At 63.6% G+C, this 12,167-nt stretch carries 11 protein-coding genes; 8 read left to right on the top strand and 3 right to left on the bottom strand.

What is annotated here, in order from left to right; genetic code table 11:
- The first annotated feature begins 1 nt into the window (after position 1).
- The 3 genes from FXY94_RS01945 to FXY94_RS01955 all read left to right on the top strand — a co-directional run bounded on the left by FXY94_RS01945 (position 2) and on the right by FXY94_RS01955 (position 3,399).
- Positions 2 to 523: a hypothetical protein gene (locus tag FXY94_RS01945; RefSeq protein WP_016663333.1), complete on the top strand. Its 522-nt coding sequence runs from the start codon at positions 2 to 4 to the stop codon at positions 521 to 523.
- A 129-nt stretch (positions 524 to 652) separates the two neighbouring features.
- Positions 653 to 2,779 (top strand): NlpC/P60 family protein, encoded by a 2,127-nt coding sequence (locus tag FXY94_RS01950; protein WP_016663334.1) that lies wholly within the window; start codon positions 653 to 655, stop codon positions 2,777 to 2,779.
- Complete coding sequence (locus FXY94_RS01955) at positions 2,779 to 3,399, top strand: hypothetical protein (RefSeq protein ID WP_016663335.1); 621 nt, start codon at positions 2,779 to 2,781, stop codon at positions 3,397 to 3,399. The genes FXY94_RS01950 and FXY94_RS01955 overlap by 1 nt, the downstream gene beginning before the upstream one ends.
- 6 nt (positions 3,400 to 3,405) lie before the next feature.
- Here the strand turns inward: FXY94_RS01955 and FXY94_RS01960 are convergent, their stop codons facing one another.
- From FXY94_RS01960 to FXY94_RS01970, 3 genes are all read right to left on the bottom strand, one after another.
- Positions 3,406 to 4,599: a glycosyltransferase gene (locus tag FXY94_RS01960; protein WP_016663336.1), complete on the bottom strand. Its 1,194-nt coding sequence runs from the start codon at positions 4,597 to 4,599 to the stop codon at positions 3,406 to 3,408.
- Positions 4,590 to 5,774, bottom strand: a complete 1,185-nt coding sequence (locus tag FXY94_RS01965; RefSeq protein ID WP_016663337.1) for an NAD-dependent epimerase/dehydratase family protein — start codon at positions 5,772 to 5,774, stop codon at positions 4,590 to 4,592. Before FXY94_RS01965 ends, FXY94_RS01960 begins: the two co-directional genes overlap by 10 nt.
- A 62-nt stretch (positions 5,775 to 5,836) precedes the next feature.
- Positions 5,837 to 6,712, bottom strand: coding sequence for a serine hydrolase domain-containing protein (locus tag FXY94_RS01970; RefSeq protein ID WP_016663338.1), 876 nt, complete (start codon positions 6,710 to 6,712; stop codon positions 5,837 to 5,839).
- 47 nt (positions 6,713 to 6,759) lie between these two features.
- Here FXY94_RS01970 and FXY94_RS01975 point away from each other — a divergent pair, with 47 nt between their 5' ends.
- The 5 genes from FXY94_RS01975 to FXY94_RS01995 are packed head-to-tail and all read left to right on the top strand — an operon-like array spanning position 6,760 to position 12,166.
- A complete protein-coding gene (locus tag FXY94_RS01975; protein WP_051120598.1) occupies positions 6,760 to 7,509 on the top strand; it encodes an FhaA domain-containing protein in 750 nt (249 codons plus the stop codon).
- Positions 7,510 to 7,516: 7 nt separating this feature from the next.
- Positions 7,517 to 8,032 (top strand): FHA domain-containing protein FhaB/FipA, encoded by a 516-nt coding sequence (locus FXY94_RS01980; RefSeq protein WP_016663340.1) that lies wholly within the window; start codon positions 7,517 to 7,519, stop codon positions 8,030 to 8,032.
- The gene (locus tag FXY94_RS01985; RefSeq protein ID WP_016663341.1) at positions 8,029 to 9,315 is read left to right on the top strand and encodes a PP2C family protein-serine/threonine phosphatase; all 1,287 of its coding nucleotides are present in this window, start codon (positions 8,029 to 8,031) and stop codon (positions 9,313 to 9,315) included. The genes FXY94_RS01980 and FXY94_RS01985 overlap by 4 nt, the downstream gene beginning before the upstream one ends.
- Positions 9,315 to 10,724 carry an FtsW/RodA/SpoVE family cell cycle protein gene (locus FXY94_RS01990; RefSeq protein WP_016663342.1) on the top strand — a complete coding sequence of 470 codons (1,410 nt, stop codon included), beginning with the start codon at positions 9,315 to 9,317 and terminating at the stop codon, positions 10,722 to 10,724. Before FXY94_RS01985 ends, FXY94_RS01990 begins: the two co-directional genes overlap by 1 nt.
- Complete coding sequence (locus FXY94_RS01995) at positions 10,721 to 12,166, top strand: peptidoglycan D,D-transpeptidase FtsI family protein (RefSeq protein WP_016663343.1); 1,446 nt, start codon at positions 10,721 to 10,723, stop codon at positions 12,164 to 12,166. The genes FXY94_RS01990 and FXY94_RS01995 overlap by 4 nt, the downstream gene beginning before the upstream one ends.
- Position 12,167: the final 1 nt, after the last annotated feature.

A 12,167-nucleotide genomic window follows, 5' to 3' on the forward strand; every position in this document is an offset into this window, starting at 1 on the left:
CATGAGCGAGTCGCAGGACTGGAACGCCCAAGGCTACGGTGCCGACGCGTTCGCGGCTTTCCCGCCGAACCTCGACACCGACGCCGAAGGCGCGGCTTTCCTCGCCCGCCTCGGTCTGCTTGGCGCCCTCGCGGGCGTCCTCGCAGGGCTTGCCGCCTCGCAAATCACGTGGTGGCTTTCGCTCGGACTTTTCGTCGCATGGGTGATTGGCGCGCTCGTTGCGGGATGCATCGCGGGCATCGCCGCAAAGAAACACCGCGCGGGAGTGGGGTACCCAGCAGACGGCGAGGCGTGGCTGCGCACATTCGCGCGCACGTTCATGATCGTCGGCATCGTCCTTGGCGTAGCCACCGTCGGGGTTGCCGTGGCGCTCACGCTCGCGCTGCAACCGGAGACCGAGCCCGCAACGCGAAACTACACCCCAGCGATCCTGCTCGGCATCGTGTCAATCCTCGCGGTCGCGGGAATGCGCTGGATCGCAACCACGCGCCCAACCTGGCTGCTGTACGGCACGAAGAAGTAGCGCGCACCCCTCTTCGCCTTTCGTTTATTACGATTTCACTACGATTTGCTCCAGAAGGACCCCTTCATACCGGAAACGCGCAGCGGTGACCTAGCATAAAGACGTTTCCTATCCCCTAAGCGAGGTCCCGTGTACCCCCTCTCCTCTCTTACCGGCCGACGCATCTCGGCAGCCCTCCTCGCCGCCGGCGTCACCTTCACCCCGCTCGCCGTGCAGGCTTCTCCCTCCGATCCAGCCGACGAACCGACCCTCTCGACGACCGAGGCCCCCACGCCGACCCCCTCGGAACCGGCCTCCTCTGAAACCCCTGTTGAGGAAACCCCGGCCGATCAAACTCCCGGCACGGAGGCTCCCAGCGAAAACAACACCGACGCGCCGCTCGAGGCCCCTACATCCACGGACGATACCCCGGCCCCTGCGCCTCGCGAATCGGCACCCGCACCACGCGACTCCACAACCACCTCCGTGGAGGAATCCACCACCGATGCGCCCGCAGAGAAGCCCGCGCCGAGCATCCAAACGTTCAGCGCGACCCCCGAACGCACGCCACGCTTCGCCATCGTCGGCGCGATGCGCGGCTATTGGGACGAGACCGGAGGCGCGGATTCTTGGATTGGTAACCCCACGTCCAACGAGCAAAAACTCAACGGCGGTGGCTACGTCCAGCACTTCGAGAATGCCGACCTCTACTGGTCCCCGGGCAACGGTGGAGCACACGCCGTCAACCGCGGCGGCGCCTTCGAAACGTTCTGGAAGCGCAGCGGCCATACCCGCGGATGGCTCGGATACCCGTCGACCGATGAGATCCGAGTGCCCGGCGGCGTTACGCAAAAATTCACAGGGGGAACCCTGTACTTCGACTTCGCCACGAAGAATGTGTGGGTAACCAAGGGCGGCATCGGTGGCCACTACGACTCACTGGGTGGGGCGAACAGTTGGCTTGGCCTGCCCACGGGGAACGAAACCAAGACTCGAGGCGGCTATTATCAGCGCTTCCAAAACGGCCACGTGTACTACTCGGGGCGCCCAGGTGCGCATGCCATTTCCCGCAAGGGTGCAATTTTCGGCATTTGGGCCCGGCACGGTTACGAACGTGGTGAACTTGGCTTCCCCACGTCGGAGGAGTACTCGGTACGCGGCGGCCGCGCGCAGAACTTCCAAAACGGCACGATCTATTGGAACTCCCGCAACGGCATCACCGAGGTCACCAAGCATGCCATCCACGCAAACTACGTAAGCCTGGGTGGGCCGAAGAGCGCCTTTGGGTTGCCTCGCACCGGTGAAATCACCCTCAACAATGGAGTCGTTATCCAGTACTTCGAGAACGGGCAGATGTACTGGCATCCGCGCACGGGCGCCTACGGCGTCCATTCGGGCATGCTCAACCAGTACGCCAAGCGCGGCTTTGAGCGGGGCTTCCTCGGTCTTCCCATCTCGAACGAGTACACCTACAAGGGGCAGTTCCGCCAAAACTTCGAGAACGGAGTTCTGTACTGGACGCGTTCGAATGGGACAGGGGTCGTGGGCTGGGAGCCCGCGAATCCCTACTACTTCGGCCCCACGAATAATCCCACGACCTCTCGCGGCGGGCACAACCTCACCAAGGGCTGGAACGGCGTTCGCGTAGCCGCTGTCCAAAAACGCCTCGGGATCTACTCAAATGGCCACAGTGCAACGATGAACGCGAAAACGATCCGAGCCGTCAAGTCTTGGCAGCGCAAGCGAGGTCTGCCCGTAACCGGTGTCGTGGATAAGCGCACGTGGGATTCGCTAGGCACTGGCGTGAGCTGGTACGCGGATGGCTTCACTGTGAAACCCAAGGTAGGAATCACTGCAAGCCGTCAAGAGCGCATCGACACCATGGTGAATTTTGCGCGTTCGCAGGTAGGCTCGCCCTACACTTGGGGCGGTGCCGGCGGCTACAAACTAGGCTACGACTGCTCAGGCATCGCTATCCAGGCAATGAATGCCGCCGGTCTCGAGACGGGGGTAACGCCCGAACAACATGCCGGTGCAAACTGGCTCTCGACGCACTACTTCTACAACTCCAAGAAGTTCCGCAAGGTGCCAATCTCGCAGATTCAGCGCGGCGACTGGATCTTCTACCGAGACTCCGGCGGCACCATCCGTCACATGACGATGTATCTGGGCAATGGTCAGATGCTGCATTCCTGGGGTCCTGGCGTTCACATTCGCTCGTACACCCGGAACCTTCCCGGTCGCAACGCTGACCCGTACGTTCTGAGGCCCTTCTAGTGCAACAGGTGACTCGCCGGGTCGTGTGTGCAACGGCCGCCCTGCTCGTAAGCGCGTGCGCAGCGTGCTCGGGCGGCTCCGCACCCGAACCGGATTCGCGTTCCGAAAGCGCCACGGCAACACAAAGCGCTACGACTATCCCCGAAGAGGGGCGCGTGAGCGAATCCGAAGCGTCGCCGGGTGACGGATACGTGCCCTCAAAAGCTGACCCAGACGGAAAGTTTGACGAGTCACTCTTCACGCCCGAGGCCGCGAGCCTGCCCGGCTCTCGCACACAGGACACCCCTGAAATGTGGGAGACCTACGCGACAGCCGGGGCGCGCAGGTATGAGGAAGATTCCGCAGCCCGCGGTACCTTCCCGGAAGGGGTGCTCGACTTGCACAAAGATCCGACGGGTGATGGCTCGGCATATATGAAGGCCTTCGGCGAGGTCATTTCCGATGTCGAGACGAGCGCCGATCGCGCCGCGGCAAATCCACACGACGCCGAGGCGGCGATCGTTAACCGCTATGAGGGTTCGGTGCTGATCCGCGTCCTCCACGATGAATCCGGTGAGAGCTACGTGGTTGCCCAAAGCACCGATACGCAGCACGTCATCACCTACGCGGCCAAGATCTAATCCCCTCTACTCGCCCCGGATAGCACGTCGGTAAAGGCTCACAAAGTCCTCGCTCGCGGCTGCCCACGAATGCTTTTCGGCTTCGGCCCGTGCCGCCGCTGCGACGCGCAAGCGAAGCTCTTTCCCGCTCGTGCGTGCGAGGGCATCGAGAATCTGCTCAAGCTCATTTTCGTCGCCAAAGAGGAACCCCGTGTCGCCATCAACAATTTGCTCCATCGTCGGGCCTGAGCGTGCGGCGAGCGGCGGCAGGCCCGAGGCCATCGCCTCCAGTAGCACGAGGCCAAGCGTCTCGGTCACGGAGGGGAATATGAACAGGTCGTGCTCGCGGTAGGTCTGCGCGAGCTTCTCGCCGCGGAGAACTCCTGCGAAACGCGTGCGGGTCCCGCGAAAGTCGCGTTCGAGGTTGGCGCGCTGTGGCCCATCGCCCACGAGCGTGAGCTCTAGATCATCGCGGCGGTGCATGAGGGGCACGAGTCGGGTGAGGTCTTTTTCGGCCGCAAGCCGCCCGACGAAAAGCAGCCGCAACCTGGAATCTTGGTTGTCGCAAGGCAAAGCGGCCGTCGGGCTATCACCGGGGTGGAAGAGGCGCGTGTCCACTGCCCTGCGCACGACGTGCACGTGCTCGAGCCCGAGTGCACGAGCCTCGCTGCGCATGGCCTCGCTCGTGACGGCATTGATCTGGGCATCGCGGTGCATGCGGCGGGTTGCGCGCGCGATGAGTGGTGCGCTCCACGCCCATGCGCGGTAGCGCGAAAGATAGGCGGGAAGATTCGTGTGGTAGCTCGCGACGAGAGGAATGCGGTGTCGGCGGGCGGCGCGAACGGCCGCGCGTCCCAGCAGGATCGGCTGAGCGGCGTGAATGACGTCGGGGCGAAACTCCCGCACCACTCGCTCGGTCATGCGGTGCACCGAGGGTGTGGGGAGCGACCAGGGCCGACTCGGGTAAAAGGGCACGCGCACGGTTGAGGCGCCGTGAATGGGGGCGCCAGGGCTCCGGCGTGAGTTCTTGGGGTCCGACGCTGCCTCGTATTCGTCGATGCCGAGCCCCGGCGCGATGATCTCCACCTCGTGCCCCTCGCTAAGGAGATGATCGACGAGGTGGCTCAGGCGCGTGACGACCCCGTCGACGCTCGGCACGAACGTCTCGGTCACGAGGAGCACGCGCATCCGGCCGCGGGCGGCGGAGTCTGCTAGCGCCACGTCACGCTCGGGAGGATCAGCTCGTTCCTCACACGCCCCGCATGTGTGCGGGCCACCTCGAGAATCTCGGCGAGCACACCCTCCGTAAGAAGGTGCGGCTCAAGGCCGAGGTCAATGAGGCGAGTGTTGACCGCGTTGTAGTAGTGGTTGTACTTCTCGACGCGCGGGTTCTCGACGTGATTGATCTGAGCATCGATCCCGAGCGTCGAGGCTGCTGCGACGACTTTGACGGCGAGTTCCTCGACGCTAAAGGACTCGGTGAACTGGTTGAACACGCGGAACTCTCCAGGCTGCGCGGGGTTCGTGCACGCGAGTTCGATGCACCGCACGGTGTCCTCGATATTGAGGTACGCACGTGTTTGGGAGCCTTCCCCGTACACCGTGAGGGGGTGGCCGACGGCGGCCTGAATGAGGAAGCGATTGAGCGCCGTGCCGTACACCGCGTCATAGTCAAAGCGATTTACGAGGCGGGGGTCCATGCGGGTCTCATTCGTGTGGAGCCCGTAGACGATGCCCTGGTTGAGGTCGGTTGCGGCGATATTCCAGATCTTGCACGCGAACATGATGTTGTCGCTGTCGTGCACCTTGGAGAGGTGGTAGAAGCTGCCCGGCTGTTTCGGGAACGGCAGTCGGTCAGTGCGGCCGCGATGCTCGATCTCGATGAAACCTTCCTCGATGTCAATGTTGGGCTGGCCGTATTCGCCCATCGTCCCGAGCTTCACGAGGTGGCATTCGGAGGCGTAGTCGCGGATCGCCCAGAGCACGTTGAGCGTCCCCTCGACGTTCGTACGCTGCGTGTAAATGGCATGCTCGCGGTCGATCATCGAGTACGGGGCGCTTCGTTGTTCGGCGAAGTGCACGAAGGCCTCGGGTTGCACCTCGGTCACGATTGCGCTCAGAAAGTCGTAGTCGCTAAGATCGCCGATCCGAACGTCGATACGTGCGCCCGAGACTTCCTCCCATGCGGCAACGCGCTGCTCGAGAGGGAGAATCGGGGTCACTGAGTTCGAGCCGAGTTCGTCATCGATGTCGCGACGCACAAGGGAGTCAATAATCGTGACCTCGTGCCCCTGCTTCGAGAGGTACAGCGCCGTAGGCCAGCCGCAAAAACCGTCACCGCCCGCGACAATAATGCGGAGCCCTCGGTCCCTAGCCTCGTTGATGGCCTGCTGCATTGCTCGTCCTCTCGCCTCGTGTCGTCACTCCACAATAGTGACCTAATGAACACTATTGCTGTTCAGGAACGAGCTCGCGCCGCGCGAACGAGGGTGTCGTTGAGAGCGGGCCACACGCCGGCGTGCTCCTCGCCAAACGGCTTCGACGACAAAAATGCCGCGCTGAGCCCACCCGGGATCGCTTCCGGGTCAACCCAGAGGAACGACCCCGACTGCCCGAAGTGCCCGAACGTGCGGGCCGAGTTGAGCGCGCCCGTCCAGTGCGGCTCCTTCTTCCCCTTGATCTCCACACCCAGACCCCAGTCATTCGGGCTTTGACGGCCGTAACCGGGAAGCACACCGGAAAGGCCCGGGAAATGGGGGCGATGCGCTGATTCAGCGAGCTCGGAAGAAATGAGCGTGGGAGTCAAGAACTCCCGGCCAAGTACAAGAAGATCCTCGATGCTTGCGCGGTAATCCTTGGCGGGCGAGCCGGCTACCTCGACGGTCTCCATCCCGAGCGGCTCCGTCACGCTCTCGCGCACCCACCGGTCAAAGTCCGTTTCGACGGCGCGCGCGACGACGCGCCCGAGCTGCTCGATGCCCGCATTCGTGTACATGCGGCGCTTTCCCGGCGCGGCAAGGAACTCCCCGCCCTCGAACGCGTAACCGGCGGCGTGGGCGAGCAGGTGTTCGACAGTGCAGCCCTGCGGAGTCTCTTCACCTGCAGCGTCATCAAGGGCAAGGGCTCCGCGATCGATTGCGACGAGCGCGGCGTACGTCGCGATCAGCTTCGAGACACTCGCGAGCGGGAACACTCGGTCAAGATCCCCGTACGCGGTGATTAAGCGACCGTCGGAACTGATGAGGCCAACGGCCGAATCAAAACTCAAGGACGAAAGAAGCGGCTCAAGAGACTCCGGATCAACGTGGGCGGGATTCGCGTGCACATCACTCATGCACCAATCCTCCACCACATCATTACATCTGAACGAATCGTGCGTGCATGACACGCGATAGACTCGCGGCGTACGACGTTTACCCAAGGAGACCCACGTTGAGTTTTCTCGACCGAATCGAGCGCAGCCTCGACCGCGGAGTGTCGAACGTGTTCTCGCGCGGCGGCAGCATCAAGCCACTCGACCTCGCCCAAGGGCTCAAGCGCGAATGCGACGATCAGATTCAGGTCCTCGACCGTGCCCGCACGCTCGCACCCAACACGTACTCCGTGTACCTCAACTCGGTGGATTACGAACGGTTCGCCTCGTGGGAGGACACCCTCGTTGATGAACTCCAGCGGATCCTCGTCGATCACGCCGATCAGCAGAAATACCTGTTTGTGGGGAACGTAACCGTCGCGCTCAAGCGCGACGATGACGTCAAGGCCGGGCGCTTCGAAACCGAATCGAGCACCGAGCGCTCCTCGCTCGCACCGGCGACGACGGGCGGCGAAAACTTCCAGCCGATCCTCGAAATCGACGGCCAGCAGTACCTCCTCACGGGCCGCGTCACCGTGATCGGCCGCGGCGGCGATAGCGACATCATCCTCGACGACACGGGCGTGAGCCGCCACCACCTTGAACTCCGCGTTGACGGCACATCGATGACCGCAACGGACCTCGGCTCCACGAACGGCACCTTCGTGAACGGCGAGCGCATTACGACCCCCACCGGGCTCCCCGACGGCGCGACGATCCGCATCGGGCGCACGCGTCTCACCGTCATTTTGCCTACGGGCGCGCCCTCCGAGTGGTGAGGTCCGCGTGAGCGAGCTAACCCTCATCGTCCTGCGCTTCGGTTTCGTCGTTGCGCTGTGGCTTTTCGTGATCGTTGCGCTCCTCGTCCTGCGCAATGACCTCTTCGGAACCACGGTCATCACGCGCGGCGGAAGCGGGCGAAAAGCAGGCGCCGAGAGACGCACGGTGAGCGACCCTTCCGCTCTCCAGCAGGGTCAAAAAACCACCGATCCGAACGCCGTTCAAACCCAGCTGGTCGTCACCGCAGGCCCCCTTCGCGGCACCACGATCCGCCTCGCGGCCTCGCCGATCCTCATCGGCCGCGCCCCGGAATGCACCCTCGTGCTTTCCGACGAATACGCCTCTAACCGCCACGCGCGCGTATTCCCTCACGACGGCGAGTGGTACGTCGAGGACCTGGGCTCAACTAACGGCACGACCCTCGCTGGCAAGCCCCTCGAAGGAGCCTCCGCTCCCTTCAAGCCAGGCGCCGCCATCACGATCGGCAACACTCAGATTGAATTGAGGCGAGGCCCCCGATGACCATCGCGTTGCGCTACGCAGCGAAAACAGACGTCGGGCTCGTACGCTCGAACAACCAGGACTCCGGTTACGCCGGCTCCCACCTCCTCGTCGTCGCCGACGGGATGGGAGGCCACGCCGGTGGCGACGTCGCCAGCTCAGTCGCCGTGGGCACGCTTTCGGAGCTCGAAACCGACGCACCTGGAACCGACATCGTCGCCGCACTCGAGGGCGCCGTCCTTGACGCAAACGATGCCATCCTGCGGCGCGCTCGCGAAGAACCCCTTCTCGCGGGCCTCGGCACGACCGTCACCGCGCTCTTGCGCGCGGGCAATAAGTTCGCGCTCGTCCACATCGGTGACTCGCGCGCCTACCTTGTGCGCGAAGGCACGTGCACCCAGGTCACGAAAGACCACACGTTCGTGCAACGCCTCATCGACGAAGGGCGCCTCACCCCGGAAGAAGCCGAACGCCACCCGCAGCGCTCCATGATCATGCGCGTGCTCGGTGATGTCGACGCCGATCCCGAACTCGACCTGAGCCTCAAACCAGCCGTCCCAGGCGACCGCTGGATGCTGTGCTCCGATGGCCTCTCGGGACTCGTCTCGTTCGAAACCATCAGCGACGTCCTCTCAAGCATCGACGACCCCGATGAATGCGCCGAACACCTCGTCGAACTCGCCCTCAAAGCGGGTGGCCCCGACAACATCACGTGCGTCATCGCCGACGTCATTGACATCGACGACCTTCATAAGGGCGATCCCGGCCCCTCGAGTGGGAACATCGTCGTTGGTGCCGCCGCGCGCGACCGCCATCGCCCCACCGCCGCGACGGGACCCGCCGCACGCGCCGCCGCGCTCACGCGCGAAGAGGCGCCGTACGAAGACGAAGACTACGAAGAGGAGCCCCCGAGGCGCTCGAACTGGCCGGTGGCGGCACTCTTCACCCTCATCGCCGCATTTCTCGTCGGTGGTGCCTGGTTCGCCTACAACTGGACGCAAGATCAGTACTACGTCGGCACCAACGGCTCACAGGTCGTCATCTACAAGGGCATCGCGCAGGACCTCGGCCCCCTCTCGCTCTCCCACGAAGAGGCCGTCACCGATGTGGTCCTCAGCGACCTTCAGCCCGTGACTCAAACCCAGGTCACAAACACCATCAGCGCAAAGAACAGAGACGACGCCGACCGCATCGTCGCGCAGCTCGCGGCGGAGGGGCGCCTCTCGAAAGACCCGCAGGCCGGCGCAAGCGATAGTGGCGGCGGGGCCGAAACCGGCCAGGCTCCCTCGGACGGCGGGCGCTAATGGCGACGGTCATCAGCTACCAGGCACGAACACGGCGCATCTTGCACCTTGTTCTGATTCTGGCTGCCTTCGCGATCGGTCTCGGCGCGAACGTCCTCGTCGACCTCGGGCGCAATGAACAGATCGCCACATCAACCTGGTGGCAGATTGGCGGGCTCGGTGTCGGGGCGCTCATCGTGTACATCGTTGCGGCAGCGCGCATCTCGTATGCCGATCCGCTGCTCCTGCCCACCGCTCTCCTGATCAACCTCATCGGCCTCGCCACGATCAAGAGCGTGGATCTCGTCTACGAGAAATACACGTCCTGGGGGCATGGCTTCGCCTCGCGCCAGGTCATGTGGACGGCGCTCGGCCTCGCGTGCGTCGCCGTCGTGCTCATGCTCATGAGGGATCACCGCCAGCTCCGTCGCTACACCTGGATCACAGGTGCCGTCGGACTCCTGTTCCTACTCCTGCCGCTTGCCCCCGGCATTGGCGCCGCCAACTATGGCGCACGGATTTGGATCCGGATCGCGGGCTATTCATTCCAGCCCGCCGAAGTCGCGAAGATCCTCTTCGCGATGTTCTTCGCCGGCTTCCTCGTCTCGAGGCGCGACACACTGGCCCTAGCGGGACCGCGCGTCCTTGGCATTACCCTGCCCCGCTGGTCGGATCTCGGCCCGCTCCTGTTCGCGTGGGCCGGCGCGACCGCCGTTCTCGTCTTCCAAAATGACCTTGGCACGTCCCTGTTGTTCTTCGGGCTCTTCGTCGTGATGCTGTACACCGCAACGGACCGCCTGAGCTGGTTCATCATCGGCGCCCTCATGTTCGCACCCCCGGGAATCTACTACGTGCTCAAGCTCGGTCACGTGCAGCGCCGCTTCGAGTGCTGGCTCGACCCCATGGGCAGCGGAAACTTCAGCAACTGCGGGCAGATTAACAACGGCATCTTCGGCATCGCGAATGGCGGCCTGTTCGGCGTCGGCCTCGGCGAAGGCCGCCAGGACACCGTTCCGTTCGCGCAGTCTGACTTCATTTTCGCGTCGGTCGCCGAAGAGGTGGGGCTCGTGGGCGTGTTCGCGCTTCTCACGCTCTACGCGATTATCGTGCAGCGCGGGCTGCGCGCAGCGGTCGGCATTTCCGACGGTTACGGGAAACTCATCGCGGCCGGGCTCTCGTTCACTCTGGGCCTTCAAACGTTCATCGTCGTGGGTGGCGTGACGCGCGTGATTCCCCTGACCGGCCTCACGCTTCCCTTCATGGCCGCGGGCGGCTCAAGCCTCGTGGCCAACTGGATCATCGTGGGGCTCCTCATGAAACTGAGCGACGCCGCACGAAGGCCCGCGGCACGCAGCCTTGGCGAAACCGAAAAGCACGTCGCGGCCGATCAACGCGCGCCGCACGCGATGAGTGCGGAGGTCACAGCATGAACAAACCGCTTCGCCACGTCTCGCTCGTGCTCACCGTATTGCTCCTCTTCCTCTTCGGCTCCACCACCTATTTCCAGGTCATCAAAGCGGAGGAACTCAACGCGAACGGCCGCAACGCGCGCACGATCTACAACGAGTTTGGGCGGCCGCGCGGGCCGATCGTCGTCGACGGTGTTGCCGTTGCCTCCAGCACGAAAGTCAACAACCGCTACGGGCTCAAGCGTGAATACGCTGAGCCGGGCCTGTACGCACCCGTCACGGGCTACTACAGCGTCGTGTACGGCTTCGGCGGCATGGAAAAAGCCATGAACGAAGAGCTTTCGGGCAAGGCCGATTCTCTCTTCTACGACCGCCTCATGACCGTGCTTTCGGGCCACGACCCCCAGGGCGCGCAAGTCGAACTCACGATCAATGCGAAGGCGCAAAAGGCCGCCTACGAGGCTCTCGGCGACCATCGCGGCGCGGCCGTTGCAATCGACCCCGATACAGGCGCGATTCTCGCGATGGTCTCGACCCCGAGCTACGATCCGAACGCCCTGGCTTCACACGATTCGAAGTCTGTCCGCAAGGCGTGGTCCAAACTCAATGACGACCCAAATAAGCCTCTGAATAACAGGGCGATTGCGGGTAACCTCTACCCGCCGGGCTCGACGTTTAAGCTCTTCGTCGCCGCGGCAGCGCTCGAATCCGGCAGCTACACTCCCGAATCGGAAATTCCCGGGCCCGGAAGCTATCAGCTCCCGAACTCGTCCACGTCGATGTCGAACCACCCGAACGGCGATACTTCCCCGTGCGGCCCGAACGACGTGTCGAGCTTGCAGTCGGCGCTCCAGCAAAGCTGCAATACCTCGTTCGCGATGCTCGGCGTCCAGCTCGGCGAAGACGCTCTGAAGAACAAGGCCGCGGAATACGGATTCGGCACGAAAATGCAGATCCCGCTTTCGGTGACACCATCGTCGATGGCCTCCGATATGGACGATGCACAACTCGCCCTGAGCTCGATCGGGCAATACGAGGACAAGGTGACCCCCCTGCAGATGGCAATGATGGCGGGCTCGTTCGCCAACGACGGCATCGTCATGGAACCCCAGCTCGTCAAGTCTGTTCGCACGGGCGACCTCAAAGAGGTCAAGGCACTCGCTCCGCGCGAGAAGAGCCAGCCGCTGTCCGCCGCTCACGCCGCGCAGATGCGGCAAATGATGGAAGCAACGGTGACGGATGGAACGGCAAAGCGCGCTCAGATCGACGGCGCCGAGGTCGGCGGGAAAACCGGAACGGCGCAGTGGGCGAAAGGGAAAAAGCCGCACTCGTGGTTCGTTGGCTATGCCATGAAGGGCGATAAGAAGGTGGCGGTGGCCGTTGTCGTCGAGGAGGGGGGCTACGGAAGCGCCGTTGCCACCCCCATCGCGCGAGACCTCATGAAGGCAGTGATCGAGGAATAGC

This window comes from Dermabacter jinjuensis (genome assembly GCF_902381725.1).
GTDB lineage: Bacteria > Actinomycetota > Actinomycetes > Actinomycetales > Dermabacteraceae > Dermabacter > Dermabacter hominis.